The 16,752-nt window shown below is 64.2% G+C and carries 15 protein-coding genes and 1 tRNA gene; 10 read left to right on the top strand and 6 right to left on the bottom strand.

Going from position 1 to position 16,752, the window contains the following annotated elements; genetic code table 11:
• Positions 1 to 31: 31 nt before the first annotated feature.
• Both P9A16_RS32320 and wrbA read right to left on the bottom strand, forming a co-directional pair.
• Positions 32 to 116 (bottom strand) — tRNA-Leu (locus P9A16_RS32320).
• Positions 117 to 238: 122 nt separating this feature from the next.
• Entirely contained in the window at positions 239 to 838 is a 600-nt protein-coding gene (gene wrbA / locus P9A16_RS32315; RefSeq protein ID WP_023516885.1) for an NAD(P)H:quinone oxidoreductase type IV, read from the bottom strand.
• A gap of 170 nt (positions 839 to 1,008) precedes the next feature.
• Between wrbA and P9A16_RS32310 the strand changes: the two genes are divergently transcribed.
• Entirely contained in the window at positions 1,009 to 1,764 is a 756-nt protein-coding gene (locus P9A16_RS32310) for a competence/damage-inducible protein A (protein ID WP_023516884.1), read from the top strand.
• 65 nt (positions 1,765 to 1,829) lie between these two features.
• A complete protein-coding gene (locus tag P9A16_RS32305; protein WP_023516883.1) occupies positions 1,830 to 2,672 on the top strand; it encodes a universal stress protein in 843 nt (280 codons plus the stop codon).
• Positions 2,673 to 2,707: 35 nt separating this feature from the next.
• On the opposite strand, the gene P9A16_RS32300 is transcribed toward P9A16_RS32305, so the two are convergent.
• Positions 2,708 to 3,319: a GNAT family N-acetyltransferase gene (locus P9A16_RS32300; RefSeq protein ID WP_023516882.1), complete on the bottom strand. Its 612-nt coding sequence runs from the start codon at positions 3,317 to 3,319 to the stop codon at positions 2,708 to 2,710.
• A gap of 197 nt (positions 3,320 to 3,516) precedes the next feature.
• Between P9A16_RS32300 and gpt the strand changes: the two genes are divergently transcribed.
• From gpt to P9A16_RS32265, 7 genes are all read left to right on the top strand, one after another.
• On the top strand, positions 3,517 to 4,014 hold the full coding sequence (gene gpt / locus P9A16_RS32295) for a xanthine phosphoribosyltransferase (RefSeq protein WP_023516881.1): 498 nt from the start codon (positions 3,517 to 3,519) through the stop codon (positions 4,012 to 4,014).
• Between the two features lie 184 nt (positions 4,015 to 4,198).
• The gene (locus P9A16_RS32290; protein ID WP_023516880.1) at positions 4,199 to 4,780 is read left to right on the top strand and encodes a cache domain-containing protein; all 582 of its coding nucleotides are present in this window, start codon (positions 4,199 to 4,201) and stop codon (positions 4,778 to 4,780) included.
• A gap of 625 nt (positions 4,781 to 5,405) precedes the next feature.
• On the top strand, positions 5,406 to 9,224 hold the full coding sequence (locus P9A16_RS32285) for a vitamin B12-dependent ribonucleotide reductase (protein ID WP_023513760.1): 3,819 nt from the start codon (positions 5,406 to 5,408) through the stop codon (positions 9,222 to 9,224).
• A 794-nt stretch (positions 9,225 to 10,018) separates the two neighbouring features.
• A complete protein-coding gene (locus P9A16_RS32280) occupies positions 10,019 to 11,011 on the top strand; it encodes an endonuclease/exonuclease/phosphatase family protein (RefSeq protein ID WP_023513762.1) in 993 nt (330 codons plus the stop codon).
• Positions 11,012 to 11,073: 62 nt separating this feature from the next.
• Complete coding sequence (locus P9A16_RS32275) at positions 11,074 to 11,244, top strand: hypothetical protein (RefSeq protein WP_023513763.1); 171 nt, start codon at positions 11,074 to 11,076, stop codon at positions 11,242 to 11,244.
• Between the two features lie 48 nt (positions 11,245 to 11,292).
• Complete coding sequence (locus P9A16_RS32270) at positions 11,293 to 11,931, top strand: alpha/beta hydrolase family protein (protein WP_023513764.1); 639 nt, start codon at positions 11,293 to 11,295, stop codon at positions 11,929 to 11,931.
• A 99-nt stretch (positions 11,932 to 12,030) separates the two neighbouring features.
• Positions 12,031 to 12,207 carry a hypothetical protein gene (locus tag P9A16_RS32265; protein ID WP_023513765.1) on the top strand — a complete coding sequence of 59 codons (177 nt, stop codon included), beginning with the start codon at positions 12,031 to 12,033 and terminating at the stop codon, positions 12,205 to 12,207.
• A 111-nt stretch (positions 12,208 to 12,318) separates the two neighbouring features.
• On the opposite strand, the gene P9A16_RS32260 is transcribed toward P9A16_RS32265, so the two are convergent.
• A complete protein-coding gene (locus P9A16_RS32260) occupies positions 12,319 to 13,263 on the bottom strand; it encodes an alpha/beta fold hydrolase (protein WP_023513766.1) in 945 nt (314 codons plus the stop codon).
• 265 nt (positions 13,264 to 13,528) lie between these two features.
• Between P9A16_RS32260 and P9A16_RS32255 the strand changes: the two genes are divergently transcribed.
• A complete protein-coding gene (locus P9A16_RS32255) occupies positions 13,529 to 13,846 on the top strand; it encodes a DUF1883 domain-containing protein (protein WP_023513767.1) in 318 nt (105 codons plus the stop codon).
• A 15-nt stretch (positions 13,847 to 13,861) separates the two neighbouring features.
• Here P9A16_RS32255 and P9A16_RS32250 read toward each other — a convergent pair whose 3' ends face one another.
• Positions 13,862 to 15,169, bottom strand: coding sequence for a replication-associated recombination protein A (locus tag P9A16_RS32250; RefSeq protein WP_023513768.1), 1,308 nt, complete (start codon positions 15,167 to 15,169; stop codon positions 13,862 to 13,864).
• Positions 15,166 to 16,569 (bottom strand): DegQ family serine endoprotease, encoded by a 1,404-nt coding sequence (locus tag P9A16_RS32245; protein WP_278026354.1) that lies wholly within the window; start codon positions 16,567 to 16,569, stop codon positions 15,166 to 15,168. Before P9A16_RS32245 ends, P9A16_RS32250 begins: the two co-directional genes overlap by 4 nt.
• Between the last annotated feature and the right edge of the window lie 183 nt (positions 16,570 to 16,752).

Below are 16,752 nucleotides of genomic sequence, written 5' to 3'. Positions count from 1 at the left end.
ACGACTAAGGACAAATCTGGGATGAAATGACTGGTGCGGGCGGCGGGGATCGAACCCGCACAGCCAAGGCCGAGGGATTTTAAGTCCCTTGCGTCTACCAGTTTCGCCACGCCCGCTTGGCCTGCTTTTCGGGGAGTACGACCGCTTCGTCAATAGGTGCGGCCACCTCGCGGAACAAAAAGGGCGCGGACCTGATGTGGGCCGCACCCTTCTTCATCGGTGATGTTTCAGGAGAACATCAGGCCGAGAGTTTTGCCGCGATCTTGGCGACATGGGCGCCCTGGAAGCGGGCGGCGTCCAGTTCGATTTCCGAAGGCTGGCGCGAGCCGTCGCCGTCGGTGATCGTCGAGGAACCGTAAGGCGAGCCGCCCTTGACGGCTTCCACGCCCATCTGGCCCTGGAAAGCGTAAGGCAGGCCGGCGACGACGAGGCCATGATGCAGCAGCGTCGGGATGAAGCCGAGGATGGTCGATTCCTGGCCGCCGTGCTGCGTGGCCGAGGAGGTGAAGACCGAGCCGACCTTGCCGACGAGCTTGCCCTGCGCCCAGAGGCCGCCGGTCTGATCCCAGAAATTGCGCATCTGCGAGGCGACCGTGCCGAAGCGCGTGCCGGCTCCGACGATGATCGCGTCATAGTCGGCAAGTTCCGCCACCGTGGCGATCTCGGCCTTCTGGTCGAGCTTGAAATGCGAAGCCTTCGCCACGTCTTCCGGCACCAGTTCCGGAACGCGCTTGACGGTCACCTCGGCACCGGCCGATTTCGCACCTTCCGCGACCGCATAGGCCATGGCTTCGATATGGCCGTAGGCCGAGTAGTAGAGAACCAGTACTTTTGCCATCGTCGTCTCCTGTTTCGATGATGCCTTTCCGCTTGATCGCGGCGTCGCGTTGGATGTAGCACTTCGGGGTGGCAATGCCCCAGCGGTTGCCCGGTCGACAGACTGTTCACCCACCATTGACAATGCCGCGCCTTCGGTCGGCATTTCTGTCCGAACTACAGAGAGCGCCCATGAGTTCCCGTCCTATCGCCACCGCCGCCATGCTCGCCATCGGCGACGAACTGCTCTCCGGGCGCACCAAGGACAAGAATATCGGCCAGCTCGCCGACATGCTCTTCCTCGCCGGCATCGACCTGAAGGAGGTGCGCATCGTCGGCGACGACGAGGACGCGATCGTCGAGGCGCTGAATGCGCTGCGCGCCCGCTATACCTATGTCTTCACGTCCGGCGGCATCGGCCCGACCCATGACGACATCACGGCGGACGCCATTTCCAAGGCCTTCGGCGTGCCCTGCCTGCACGACCCGCTCGCCATGCAGCTGCTCGGCGCCATGTACGAGCGCCGCGGCGTCGAGTTCAATGAGGCGCGCCAGCGCATGGCGCGCATGCCGGAAGGCGCTGTCCATATCGAGAATGCCGTCTCGACGGCGCCGGGCTTCCACATCGGCAATGTCTATGTCATGGCCGGCGTGCCGCAGGTCTTCACCGCCATGCTCGGCACCGTGGTGCCGACCCTTGAGGGCGGCGTTCCGATGCTCTCGCGCTCGGTCGCTTCGCCCTTCGGCGAAGGCGACATCGGCAGCGCGCTGGCCGGCATCCAGAAGAAGCATCCCGAAACCAGCATCGGCTCCTATCCGCGCTTCAGCGAAAACCGCTTCTCGACGGAAATCGTCATCCGCAGCCGCGAAGAAGCCCCGGCGGAAGCCGCCGAACGTGATATACTTCAGATGATTGCCGAAATCGCCGCGGCCAAGGCCGCGTCTTGATCCCGATCAAGGTTTGACGAAAGCGGCAGGCGCATGCTTCCATCGACCCAGAACAGGAGGCCGAAATGACCTACAAGACCATCGTGGCGGTGCTGAGCGCCGCCGAGGACGCCGGCAAGGTGACGGATCATGCGCTTGCCCTTGCGCGCAAGACCGGCGCTCACGTCATCGGCATCCATGCGGAAACGCCGGTCGTGGTCACGCTGATCGCGCCGATGGAATATCCCGACCCGAGCGCCGTTCTCGACCTGCAGGAGCGGGCGCAGCAACAGTCCCGGGAGGTCGAACAGGCCTTCAAGTCGCGCTGCGAGCGCGACGACATCTCCTATGAGTGGCGCCTCTTCACCGGCACCGCCGGCTATGCCTCTGCCGGGATCATCGACAGCGCGCGCGGCGCCGACATCGTCATTGCCGGCCAGTTCGACCCCGATCTCGACGGCCCGGCGCGCGAGGACATCGAGGACCTGCTCTACGAGAGCGGCCGCCCGGTCTACCTCGTCTCCAATGCCCCGGCCGGCCCGGCGCCGATCGACCGCGTGCTGCTTGCCTGGAACGGCTCGCGCGAATCGGCGCGCGCCGCCTTCGACGCCCTGCCCTTCCTGACGGGCGCGAAGGAGGTCGAGATTTTTACCGTCGATCCGCCGGAGAACGTCATGCAGTCGCGCGACTTCTGCGGCGCCGAGCTTGCGGCAACGCTTGCCCGTCACGGCATCAAGACCACGGTCACGTCGGGTGCTTCCGATGGCCACTCGGTGGCCGAGGCGCTGAACCGGCGCGCGACGGAAATCGATGCCGGCCTCATCGTCATGGGGGCTTACAGCCATTCGAGGCTGCGCCAGCGCCTTTTCGGCGGCGTCACCAGCGCCATGATGCGCTATGCCCGCGTGCCGACGCTGATGTCACGCTGAGACGAGGGAGGCGGGCTTGCCTCCCTTGCCGCCTCTCAAACGACCGGTTTGACCATCGTCGTCGCCGCTCCGAATCCGAAGACCGGTTTCAGGAATCCGAGCGAGACGGTCGAGACGGCCTCGAACCCGCGCCGGGCGTAAAGCGCCCGGGCCCGCGGGTTCTCGTCGATGACATCGAGCCGCACCCGTTTCAATCCCGCCTCTGCCGCGCGATGCTCCAGCGCATCCAGCAGGGCCGAGCCGACACCGAGGCTGCGCGCCTCCGGCCGCACGAAGATGCCGTCCATGAGAAGCGTATCCGGTTCGCAGGGCCGCTCCAGCAGGCTGATCAACAGCGCCCGGGCAGATCCCCCGAGCCAGCCGTAGACCTTCGCCATATCCGACAGGCCGCCGCCGACAAAGGCGCCGTCCGGCGTCTTGAACCCGGCAACGCCCAGAAAACCGCCATCCACCGAAACGGCGCTCAGCGCATGGCTGGGATTGAGCATCCGCTCGATGAAGGCTACCGCTTTTTGCCGTGGGCCGAGGGGATAACGCAGCTTGCGGGAAAAGGCCTCCCAATATCCTGAAGCGGCGATCCCGCAATGCTCCGGCCTGAGCCCCGGCTCGATGCGGAATTGGCCGCCATCCTCACTGTCGCGCTCCATGTCGTTCTCCTGTGTCATGCAGCAAACAGATGGGAGTGGCATAGTGACAGTGCAATTCCAGAGCGCCCCTTTTGGCGGCCACCCTGCCCGACTTCCTTGTGGATGCCCCGGTCCCGTTGCCGCCATGGCGATTTTCTTGGGCAGCGAGTTGCAGTACAGAGGATGAATCTTCTTTTTCTGCCTATCAGGAGCCCGCCATGTCGCTGCCCGACAAAGCCTTCCCCGTATCCTGGGATCAGTTTCATCGCGACGCGCGCGCGCTTGCCTGGCGGCTGGCGGATGGCGGGCGGGAATGGCGGGCGATCGTCTGCATCACCCGCGGCGGCCTCGTGCCGGCCGCCGTCATCTCGCGCGAACTCAATATTCGCCTTATCGAGACCGTTTGCGTCGCCTCCTATCACGACTATGTCTCGCAGGGCGACATGCATGTGCTGAAGGGCATCTCGCCGGAACTGACCAAGGAAGGCGGCGAAGGCATTCTCATCGTCGACGACCTGACGGATACCGGCAAGACCGCGGCGCAGGTGCGTGCCATGCTGCCGAAGGCGCATTTTGCCGCCGTCTATGCCAAGCCGAAGGGCCGCCCGCTGGTCGACACCTTCGTCACCGAGGTCAGCCAGGACACCTGGATCTATTTCCCCTGGGACATGGGCTTCACCTACCAGGAGCCGATCGCCAAGGGCACGCGCGGCTGAGCCCTCTATCCGCGGCAGCGTGAAACGTCCTTCACGTTACGACACAACATACTGATTTGGCATTTTTTTCGTCGATGGCCGGTGGATGCGCAAGCGTACCCGCCGGCTTAATCTTTCCGCAATTCCTGCCAAAGATAGTGCTTATGTTCACCGCATCGGCGCGGTGACGGGAGGCATGGCACGGATGCGCTACGCAAGGCCGGCATTCGCGGCAGTTCTCACCGGCGCGCTCGTCTTCGGCGCAAAGGCCGTCGCGCAGCAGGACGTGCGGACCACCGCGGTCGCCGAATTCATCGACGAGAGCGTCCGCCCCTGGCTGGACGAGCCGGCGATCCTCAATGCCATCATCGCCCAGAATGCCGCCCATGCCGGGCTCAGCCAGGCGGAGATCGACGATCTCGACGCCCGCTGGCGCAGCGAGCTCTCGCGCGCCGACCGCCCGATGATCGAGGCGCAGCTCTCCAATCCCCTCTCGCTCTATCTCAAGGGCCGCCAGCGCGCGGCGGAAGGCCTCATCACCGAAATCTTCGTGATGGACAACCGCGGCCTGAATGTCGGCCAGAGCGACATCACCTCCGACTACTGGCAGGGCGACGAGGCGAAGTGGCAGAAGAGCTTCCGCACCGGCCATCTTCACATCGATGAGCCGGACCGGGACGACTCCACCCAGCTCATGCAGTCCCAGGCGAGCCTGCCGATCCGCGATCCGGCGACCGGCACCGTCATCGGCGCCATCACCGTCGGGGTCAATCTCGACGCGCTTTGACGTTACGGAAGGGAATCACTTTATCCACGGATCACAACTCCGCCCGGATGGCTATTCCCTGAAGTCGCGGGATGGAAAAGACCCTCTAAATTTACCTGTAATTTTTCTCGCTTTTCCACAGTCGCGTGCTGCGCCGCCTGTGCTTTTGCCCCGAACCCGCTGATTTTTCAGGCATCCGGCATCGTCCCCGTTTTCCACAGCCGGCAGGCACAAGATGTAGCGTTCAAACTTCCTTCATAAACCAGCCCTTGACGGGAATCGGCCAGATGAGGTTAATGAAATCCAAGTTGCGGCGGCGACTGGACCGTAGTGTTACGAGGTCGGTTCTCATCATGAAATCGCGTATCATGCGCATGTGGCCGGGTGGATGATCCGCTCGCTGCACGGGTTTTTTCGCGCTCGTTTTCCTGAGACGCCAACGCAGCCGACTGGGCTGGAAAAAAGAACCTGTTGATACTATATTTAGTATTTGCAGCCATACTCAGCACAAGATACAGGAGGCCGAGATCGATCGGCTTTCCCGCACGGACTGGACGATTTGGGCTGGCTGCAAGCAGTTGCGGCCGGACGGGGATAATTTGCGCCCTGTTTTGAGGCAGGATGCGGCAGCGAAGGACAACGGACAATGCGCATAGAACGTCGTTTCACCAAACCTGGCCAGTCGGCCTATGCGGAGATCGAATTCCGCAAGGCCACCAGCGAAATCAAGAACCCGGATGGTTCCATCGTCTTCCGCCTCGCGGATATCGACGTGCCGGCCCAGTTCTCCCAGGTCGCCGCCGACATCCTCGCGCAGAAATACTTCCGCAAGGCGGGCGTGCCCGCGCGCCTGAAGAAGGTCGAGGAAAACGACGTTCCCTCGTTCCTGTGGCGCTCCGTGCCGGATACCGAAGCCTTGAAGGCGCTCCCCGAGGGTGAGCGCTTCGGCTCGGAAACCGACGCGCGCCAGGTTTTTGACCGTCTCGCCGGCACCTGGACCTACTGGGGCTGGAAGGGCAAGTATTTCGCTTCCGAAGAAGACGCTGCCGCCTTCAAGGACGAACTCGCCTATATGCTCGCCACGCAGCGCGTCGCCCCGAACTCGCCGCAGTGGTTCAACACCGGCCTGCACTGGGCCTATGGCATCGACGGACCCGGCCAGGGCCATTTCTATGTCGACCCCTTCACGGGAAAACTCGTCAAGTCCAAGTCCGCCTACGAGCATCCCCAGCCGCATGCCTGCTTCATCCAGTCGGTCGAGGACGACCTCGTCAACGAAAACGGCATCATGGACCTGTGGGTGCGTGAAGCCCGCCTGTTCAAGTACGGCTCCGGCACCGGCTCCAACTTCTCCCATCTGCGCGGCGAAGGCGAAAAGCTGTCGGGCGGCGGCCGCTCCTCCGGCCTGATGAGCTTCCTGAAGATCGGCGACCGTGCGGCGGGCGCCATCAAGTCCGGCGGCACGACGCGCCGTGCGGCCAAGATGGTCGTGGTCGATATCGACCACCCGGATATCGAGGCCTACATCAACTGGAAGGTCAAGGAAGAGCAGAAGGTGGCGGCCCTCGTGACCGGCTCGAAGATCGTCGCCGGCCACCTCAAGGCCATCATGAAGGCCTGCGTCAACTGCTCGGCCGAAGGCGATCGTTGCTACGACCCGGCGGAAAACCCGGCCCTCAAGCGCGAAATCCGCGCTGCCAAGAAGAGCCAGGTTCCGGAAAACTACATCAAGCGCGTCATCCAGTTCGCCAAGCAGGGCTACAAGGACCTCGAGTTCAAGACCTACGATACGGACTGGGATTCGGAAGCCTACCTCACCGTCTCCGGCCAGAACTCCAACAACTCGGTTTCGCTGAAGGACGACTTCCTGCGCGCCGTGGAGAATGACGGCGACTGGAACCTCACCGCCCGCAAGGACGGCAAGGTCATGAAGACGCTGAAGGCCCGCGACCTATGGGAGCAGATCTCCTACGCCGCCTGGGCTTCGGCCGATCCTGGCCTGCACTTCAACACGACGATGAACGACTGGCACACCTCGCCGGCCGCGGGCCCGATCCGCGCCTCGAACCCGTGCTCGGAATACATGTTCCTCGACGACACCGCCTGCAACCTCGCCTCGCTGAACCTGCTTCAGTTCAAGGATGCGGCCACCAAGAACATCAACATCGCCGATTACGAACACGCCGTCCGCCTCTGGACCATCGTGCTCGAAGTCTCGGTCATGATGGCGCAGTTTCCCTCGCGCCAGATCGCCGAGCGCTCCTACGAGTACCGCACGCTCGGCCTCGGCTACGCCAATATCGGCGGCCTCCTGATGTCCTCGGGCATCCCGTACGATTCGACGGAAGGCCGCGCCATTGCCGGTGCGCTGACCGCCATCATGACGGGCGTCTCCTATGCGACCTCCGCCGAAATGGCGAGCGAGCTCGGCCCGTTCCCGAACTTCGAGCCGAACCGCGACAACATGCTGCGCGTCATGCGCAACCACCGTCGTGCCGCCTATGGCGAAACCGCCGGCTATGAGGCCCTCTCGGTCAACCCGGTCGCCCTCATTCATGGCGAGTGCCCGGACCAGACCCTGATCGTCCACGCCAAGGCTGCCTGGGACAAGGCCGTCGACCTCGGCGAAAAGCACGGCTACCGCAACGCCCAGACGACCGTCATCGCGCCGACCGGCACGATCGGCCTCGTCATGGACTGCGACACGACCGGCATCGAGCCCGACTTCGCGCTGGTGAAATTCAAGAAGCTCGCCGGCGGCGGTTACTTCAAGATCATCAACCGCGCCGTTCCGGAAGCGCTGCGCACGCTCGGCTATTCGGAAAGCCAGATCGCCGAGATCGAGGCCTATGCGGTCGGCCATGGCAACTTCAATCAGGCGCCCGCCGTCAACCCCGGCTCTCTGAAGGCCAAGGGTTTTCCGGATGACAAGATCGACGCCGTCAATGCCGGCCTGAAGTCCGCCTTCGACATCAAGTTCGCCTTCAACCAGTGGACGCTCGGCGCCGACTTCCTGAAGGACGTGCTGAAGGTCTCGGACGAGCAGCTTTCCGACATGTCCTTCAACCTCCTGGAGCATATCGGCTTCTCGAAGAAGGACATCGAAGCCGCCAACATCCACGTTTGCGGTGCGATGACCCTCGAAGGCGCGCCCTTCCTCAAGAAGGAGCACCTGCCGGTCTTCGATTGCGCCAATCCCTGCGGCAAGATCGGCAAGCGCTACCTCTCGGTCGAAAGCCACATCCGCATGATGGCGGCCGCCCAGCCGTTCATCTCGGGCGCCATCTCCAAGACGATCAACATGCCGAACGAGGCGACCGTCGAGGATTGCAAGAACGCCTACATGCTCTCCTGGAAGCTCGCGCTGAAGGCCAACGCCCTCTACCGCGACGGTTCCAAGCTGTCCCAGCCGCTCAACGCCTCGCTAATCGAGGACGAGAACGACGAGGACGATGCAGTGGAAGCCCTGGTCGCCGCTCCGGCGGCTGCCCAGGCTGTCGCGGTCACGGAAAAGATCGTCGAGAAGATCATCGAACGCGTCGTGCGCGACCGGGAAAAACTGCCGAACCGTCGCCAGGGCTACACCCAGAAGGCCGTCGTCGGCGGACACAAGGTCTATCTGCGCACCGGCGAATTCGGCGATGGCCGCCTCGGCGAGATCTTCATCGACATGCACAAGGAAGGCGCCGCCTTCCGTGCGATGATGAACAATTTTGCCATCGCCATCTCGCTGGGTCTCCAGTATGGCGTGCCGCTCGAGGAATATGTGGAGGCCTTCACCTTCACCAAGTTCGAGCCGGCCGGCATGGTCCAGGGCAACGACGCGATCAAGAACGCGACGTCGATCCTCGACTACGTCTTCCGCGAACTTGCCGTCTCCTATCTCGGCCGTCACGACCTCGCGCATGTCGACCAGTCGGACTTCTCGAACACGGCGCTCGGCAAGGGCATCCAGGAAGGCAAGACCAACCCGTTCTCGACCGGCTGGACGCGCGGCCACAAGCCGACGCTGATCCAGGGCGGCCAGGGCGGCGAGCGCCAGCTCTCCGAGCCGAAGGGCGCGGCCACCGCCGCTCCGGCAAAAGCCTCCTCGGGCAGCAACGTCACCTCGTTCGCCGGCAACGCCGCGCGCAAGATCGAGCCGACCACCGCGATTTCGACCCACGAAATCGTCGCCTTCAAGCGCGATTACGAGGAGCGCGCGGCTGAGCTTGCGGAAGAAATCGCCGACGAGGTCGCGGACGAAGGCACCCAGAGCGTCACCGCCCTCTTCTCCGACAAGGCCGCCGCCGAAGCCGCCAGCGCCAAGGCCGATGCCAAGAAGCTGGAAAACGAACGCCGCATGCGCTCCATCGCGCAGGGCTACACCGGCAACATGTGCTCGGAGTGCCAGAACTTCACGATGGTGCGCAACGGCACCTGCGAGAAGTGCGACACCTGCGGCGCGACGAGCGGCTGCAGCTAAGGCCGCCGGCACAGGCCAATAACGAAACACGGTACCCCGGCAGTTTGCCGGGGTATTTTTTTGCCCGTCCTTCGCAGAAAATCCACTCTCGCATTTTCCCCACTCCTTTTCCCCATGCCTACAATCCCCCATCCCGCCACGGATACACCGCGAGGCGTCGTGGCGAGGCGGGGTCGGCGCTTTTGGCGAGGGACGGACGTAGGCCGTCGCCCAAGGGGCCTGCGGAAAATGGTCTCCCTCCGGCGACACGGGGGAAGCGGCGGGCGTCGGACCGAGCCTTCCGCTTCATGCCCCGAACGGCGCGCCGGGCGTGCCTGTGCGGCACACAAGGGGGCCGGCCTGGCGGATGCGTCGGCATCGTCCGCCGGGATGAGACCGTCCGGAAGGCAAAACCTTCCGTCCACCATCGCCATGGCGCGCGATGGCGGATGACAAAACGGAAACGGCCTCCTTCCGGAAACCGGCGAACACCATCCATCGTCCCGGCCTTTGCAGAGAGACCGGAGTTGCGGGCAAAAACCGCTGAACGGGGCGCTGAAAGGCGCCATACACTACTTTCAGATGCGGCACCTTCCAGCGCCCCGTCCGAAACACCAGGCAAAACCCGGCTCCCATGCGCGGGAATGCCGACGTGCGATTTCGCGCGAGCGCTGGCCGCCAACGCAAACTTTTCCGCGCCTGCACGCCCCGCCTTCCACGATATCATTGCCGTCACGGGATGCGCAGGGTACATGCAATCCTCCCGTTACGGGAATCGACCTGACCCGAATCCCGTGATGCAGAAGGAACAGTCGATGCCGATAGCACCGCGCCGTGGGCCGATTGCCCTGACGTACCGCGTGCTTGTCCTGCCGGGCGTCATTGCCTATCTCTTCGCCGTCAGCATCGTCGTGCTGGCCGCCGACCGGTTCTGGCTCGTCGATCTCCTCACCTTCGCCTGGCCCTATATCATCGCCGCCGGCAGCCTGCTTGTCGTTGCGGCGCTGGTGACGCGCCGCATGAAGGCGATCGTGATCGCCGGCGTCGGCCTTGCGGTGGCGCTAATCCCCGCCGCCGACGTACCGACCGCCCGCACCTCTGCCGCCACCGGCGGCCTGAAGGTGCTGACCGCCAATCTCTTCGTGGAGAACGAAGAGGATCCGGCCGTCTTCATCGCACTGCTGCGCGCGGAAAAGCCCGATATCGTCGTTCTGGAAGAGACGACCGCGCGCTGGGAGCAGGCCCTGTCCGCGGCCGGCCTCTATCCCTACGAAAGCAGCTCGGATGCGCGCGAGCGCGATGCCATCAAGGTCTTCTCCAGCCTGCCGATCCGCGCGGAGACCGAGCTGAAACGTGCCTTTACCGAGGAGCGCGCCTACAAGCAGCCGCTGCGAATGGAACTGGACATGCGCGGCAAGCCGCTCTTCCTCTATGCCTTCCATCCCGAAACACCGCGCCGGCTCTGGCAGTGGCGCGATCGCAATGCCTATCTTTCGGCCGCTGCCGATGCGGTGCGCGGCGATCTCGAAAGAGCGCCGGTCATCGTCGCCGGCGACTGGAACACGCCGACCTGGTCGCCCTTCTTCCGCACCTTCCTCAAGCAGGCCGGCCTTGCCTCCACCGCGGGCGGCTGGCTGCAGCCCGCCACGCGGTTCAGCCAGAGAATCGAGACGGTCGCCTATATCGGGGCGTCGATCGACCATATCGCCGTCTCCCCGGATATCTCGGTGCGGGCGCGCCGCGTCGGCCCTAACTTCGGGTCCAACCACCTGCCCGTCATCGCCGAACTGGCGCTACCGGAAAACTGACCCCTCGCCCGGGTGGAAAAACACCCTATCTTAGGCGCAGGCCACTTTGAGGGAGACCAACCATGCCGACGGAAAAGGACAGTCCCAGAGCATCGCTCGAGGAAGAGCGTGCCCGGCAGAAGCGGAAGACGGCCGAAGCCGAGCAGGACGACTATCTGGAAGAGGCGCTGGAAGAGACCTTTCCCGCCAGCGATCCCATCGCTCCGGGCGACGCAAGGGACCACGCCAAGTGAACGGCGTGGCGTCCATGCCCCGCCCCGACCAGGAAGACCCGAACAGCAATGAGTACACCCTTTCTCTTCACGGGCCCGGAAGACGCTGCCGTTACCCTGCTTCTTGCCCATGGCAGCGGCGCGCCGATGGATTCGGCGGCAATGAATGCGGCAGCCGATGCCCTCGCCGCCGAGGACCTGCGCGTCGCGCGCTTCGAATTTTCCTACATGGCGGCGCGCCGCAGCCAGGGCAGCCGCCGGCCGCCACCGAAGGCAGAAACGCTGAACCCGGAATTTCGCGCCGCCGTCGCCGATCTGGCGGCAAAGGGACGGCTGGTCATCGGCGGCAAATCGATGGGCGGACGCATCGCCAGCATGGTGGCGGATGATCTTTTCGCCGAGGGCCGCATCGCCGGCCTCGTCTGCCTCGGTTATCCGTTCCACCCGCCGGAAAAGCCTGCGCAACTGCGCACCGCGCATCTGATGACGCTGGCAACGCCGGCGCTGATCTGCCAGGGCACGCGCGATCCCTTCGGCACCCGGGACGAGGTTGCCGCCTACGATCTTCCGGAGCGCATCCGCCTTCTCTGGCTGGAGGACGGCGACCACGACCTGAAGCCGCGCAAGAGCGTTTCCGGCTTTTCCGCCGCCGACCACCTCGCCACCATGGCGAAGACCGTTAAGGCCTTCACGGAGACGCTGGCATAGGTCCTGTTCCGCATGGAACAGCGCGCAGAACCGTCCCATGCGAAGGTTCGGTCACTGGATGGAACGAACCATCCCAACCGAACCAGAAGGGACACCGACATGCGCAACCTCCTCCTCGCCGCCGCCATCGCCTTTACCGCCGTCGCAAGCTTCGCAGCTCCGTCGCAGGCGGGTTACTACGGCTATGACTACCAGCCGACCTGCTTCATCAAGAAGATCAAGACCTACGACTACTACGGCAACCTGATCATCAAACGCGTCCGCGTCTGCCACTAGCCGGCGCCCCCGATCTGGGGTCGATCGATGTGCGGCCGCCGCTGGCAGACGGCCTCACGGACGCGAAGAAGCCCGGATGCGTTCCCATGCATCCGGGCTTCTCGTCTTCGATTATTCGCCGTTCACCTGCCCGGCCCAGCTTTGCGTGGTACTCTGACCGTCGAGGAAAGGCAGGGCCGTGCTGACGAGTGCGGGTGCTGCAAAGATCTCGTAATGCGTCAGCCCCGGCAAGATGGCGAGACGGTTCTTTGACATGTGCTCCCGCATCCAGCCCGCATCCTTCAGCCCGCCGCCGAGTTTCTGGTAGAATTCGACGATGTGTTCCGGGCGGATCATGTCGCTGTCGCCGAAGACCAGCATGACGGGCATGGCGAGCTTGGCCACCGCATCCGATGCGTCGTAATCCACCCGCATCGCCGCTCCCATGGCATCAAGCAGTTTCGGGAACGCGGAAACATCGGGCGCAACGGCGGCATAGGACTTGTACATCGGCGTTTCCTTCATCATCTCGGCCATGGCCCCGGACACCGCCGCCTGCTGCGGCAGCATTTCCGGGAAGAAGCCGTTCCTGGCGAAGGGTGCGGAGGCGATGACGAGACGGCGCACTCTGTCCGGCGCGACGGCGGCCATGTGCAGCGCGACGCCGCCGCCAAAGGAATAGCCGAGCACATCGACCTTGTCGTAGCCGAGCTTTTCGACAAGCTCGGCCATGTCGGCGCCGATGGCAGGAAGATCGATCGGCCGCGTGCCGAGCGGCGTGCGGCCATGGCCCTGCAGATCGACGCCGATCACCTGGCGCTTCTCCTGCAGCGTCTTGAGGTTGGCGCCGAACATCTCGATCTGACCGAGGCCGCCATGCAGCAGGAGCAGCGGCTCGCCCTCGCCGCGGATCTCGTAATAGTAGTCGATGCCGTTCACGGTCAGGCGGCCGGCCTTGTCCGGTTTGCCGGCTTCGCCCTGCAGCGGGTTTTCGGATACCGTCTCCGCCTGCGCCGCAAGGGGGGCGAAGGCGGCAAGGGCGGCGGTCAGAAGGGTTATGATGGTCATCTTCGGCATGTCTGTCTCCTCGGGTTCCCGCCGGCGGCCCCGCCGGCGTCATGCACCAAGGACGCGGCGGGATGCTTCACCCCGACAGCACGAAAAAAATTTCAGAAGATGCCTGAGAGGATGATTCAAGTGCCTGCCGGATTGAATCCGCTTTCGGAGCCAACGATTTGAAAAGGCTTCTTTATTTTCGGAAGAGGTACCGGGTCGCCGCGGAAGGGAACGTTAACCCGGGCATGCGAACATTAGCGCCAAACCAGATACACCCGGGCAGACCATGGCACACAGCTTCTCCTACACGCACTACGATCTCGACATGCAGCGTGCCGGGACGGTGATCGAGATCACGCTTTCGGCCATCGCCAATGTTCGACTGATGAGCCACGGCAATTTCGACCTGTTCAAGAATGCCCGCCAGCACAAGTTCCTGGGTGGCGTCGCCAAGCAGTCCCCGGTCCGGCTGAAAATTCCGGACAACGGCCACTGGCATGTGGTGGTCGACATGGAAGGGCATCCCGGCAAGGCCGAATCGTCGATCAAGGCCGTGCCGGCCGCACCGCAAAAGCCCGTGCAGCGCTTCAGCGCCGCCTCCTGACGGGCGCTGCGGTCGTCAGCCCCGCTCCCGGCGCAACTTCGCCCACCATTCCAGCCGCTTCTTCAGCTCGCGTTCGAAGCCGCGCTCGGGCGGGTCGTAGAAGGTTTTCCGGCCCATCTTCTCCGGGAAATAGTCCTGCCCGGAAAAGGCATCCGGCTCATCGTGATCGTAGCGATAGCCATCGCCATACCCTTCGCCCTTCATCAGCTTGGTGGGCGCGTTGAGGATGTGTTTGGGCGGCAGCAGCGAGCCGTTCTCCTTTGCCGCACGCATCGCCGATTTGTAGGCGACATAGACCGCATTCGATTTCGGCGCGGTGGCGAGGTAGATACAGGCCTGCGCCAGCGCCAGCTCTCCCTCCGGCGAGCCGAGGAAATCATAGGCATCCTTGGCGGCATTGCAGACGGCGAGTGCCTGCGGATCGGCAAGGCCGATATCCTCCACCGCCATCCGCACCATGCGGCGGCACAGGAACAATGGATCTTCGCCGGCATCCAGCATGCGGGTCAGATAATAGAGCGCCGCATCCGGATCGGAACCACGCACCGCCTTATGCAGCGCGGAGATGAGATTGTAGTGGCCGTCCTGCGACTTGTCATAGACCGGGGCGCGGCGCTGGACGATACGGAAGAGATCGTCCTGCCCGAAGGTCTCGCCGGAACGCGCGGCGCGCCATACCTCCTCGGCAAGCGTCAGCACCGCCCGCCCGTCGCCGTCGGCCATGCGCAGCAGCGAGGCACGCGCTTCCCCGTCGAGTGGCAGCGGCTTCTCCTCGACCACCTCGGCGCGCTTCAGCAGCTCTTCGAGGCTCTCCTCGTCATGCGACTTGAAGGTGAGCACGCGGGCGCGGGAGAGAAGCGCGGCGTTGAGTTCGAAGGACGGATTCTCCGTCGTCGCGCCGACGAGCACGATCGTGCCGTCCTCCATGACCGGCAGGAAGCTGTCCTGCTGGGCACGGTTGAAGCGATGGATCTCGTCGACGAAGAGCAGGGTCTGGCGCCCGCCCATACGGCGTTGCCGGGCGGATTCGAAAACCTTCTTGAGATCGGCGACGCCGGAGAAGATGGCGGAGATCTGCTCGAAGGCGAGACCGGTCTCGCCGGAAAGCAGCCGCGCCACCGTCGTCTTGCCGGTGCCGGGCGGCCCCCAGAAGATCATCGAGCCGAGCGAGCCGGCCTCGATCATGCGCGACAGCACGCCGTCAGGTCCGGTCAGGTGGTCCTGCCCGGAGACTTCGCCCAGCGTGCGGGGACGCAGCCGATCGGCCAGCGGCCGTTTTGCCGCCATCTCCTCGGGTTCACGCGGGGCGAAGAGGTCGCTCATCGGAAGAACTGGCGGATGCGCTGGCCGTCACGCTCGATCTCGACGCGCCAGATGGACGGGTCCTCGGTGACGAGCGAGGCGAGGATTTCGGTGGAGGCGACTTCGGTGCCGTTGAGCGCAATGATGATGTCGCGCGGCTGGAGACCGATGCGCGCTGCCGGCGAGCCGCGATTGACCTCGGTAACGACGACGCCCGTCGTGGTCCTGTTGGTCGGCATGCGCAGGTCTTCGGCCACGCGCGGCGAAAGGTTGGCGACGATCGCGCCGGAGAAGGGGTTGCGCCCCTCGATCAGCCGCTCGTCGCGCGGCGTCGTCTCGGGCGCACGGTCGAGCGAGAGCGTCAGCTCCTCCTCCTTGCCATTGGCGACGACCGTGATGCGCGCCGTGCCGCCGATGCCGACCGTGGTGAGGCGATAGCCGAGGGCGTCGGGATGTTCGACGGGAACACCATTGACGGCGGTGACGACCTGCCCCGGCTTCATGCCCGCCTTCTCCGCCGGGCTGCCGGCCTGCACCTGCGAAACCAGCGCACCACGGGCACGATCGAGGCCAAGCGCCTCGGCCACCTCGGAGGTCACAGGATCGAAGGTGGCCCCGATGAAGGGGCGGTCGAAGGTGGCGCTGCCGTTTTCGGCACTGGCGATGAAGGTCTTCACCAGATTGGCCGGAATGGCGAAACCGACGCCGTTCGAGCCGCCGCCGCGCGAGAAGATCGCGGTGTTGATGCCGATCAGCTCGCCGTTCATGTTGATGAGGCCGCCGCCGGAATTGCCGGGATTGATCGAAGCGTCCGTCTGGATGAAGAAGCCGAAATCGCCGGAGCGGACCTGGTTGCGGGCGAGCGCCGAGACGATGCCGCTCGTCACCGTCTGGCCGACGCCGAACGGATTGCCGATGGCAAGCACCAGGTCGCCGACCTGCACCGCGTCGCTGTCGCCGAGCGGCAGCGCGGTGAAATCCACATCCGCCTTGATCTTCAGGACGGCAAGGTCGACGCGCTCGTCCTTCAGCACCACGGTGCTCTCATATTCACGGCCGTCCGCGAGCGCGATCTTGATATCGCTCGCCCCCTCGATGACATGGTTGTTCGTCATGACGATGCCCTTGGCCCCGACGATGACGCCCGAGCCGAGCGAGGACTGCTTTTCGCTGCGATTCGGCATGCGCTGGCCGAAGAACTCCTCGAAGAAGGGATCGCCGTCGAAGATCGAGCGGCGCTCGACGACGCGCTCGGCGTAGACATTGACCACCGCGTTTTCGACCTGCTTGACCAGCGGCGCGAAGGAGAGCTGCATTTCCGTGCGCGATTGCGGCACGGTGCGCTCCTCGGCCCTTGCGGGCGCCGCAAGGGCGAGAGCAAAGGCAAGCGGGGCGGCAAGCAGGATGCGGACGTTCGGCATGGACGAGTCTCCTTCGTTTCTGCGTCACGATCAGATAGGATCTCGCGGGAAAAAAGGCAAACCGCGTGGCGGCGCGTCGATCGCGGCGATCTCACGCAGCGCGCACGAAAATGTGGTCACTGCAAATCTTTCGCCGCCGTTGAAACAACACGGACCGCGTTTACGTAGGTACCAGGGAAAACA

The organism is Shinella sp. 838 (assembly GCF_029623935.1).
Lineage (GTDB): Bacteria > Pseudomonadota > Alphaproteobacteria > Rhizobiales > Rhizobiaceae > Shinella.
The sequence above is the reverse complement of the archived record's forward strand: the minus strand, read 5'-3'. Positions and strand labels throughout refer to the sequence as shown.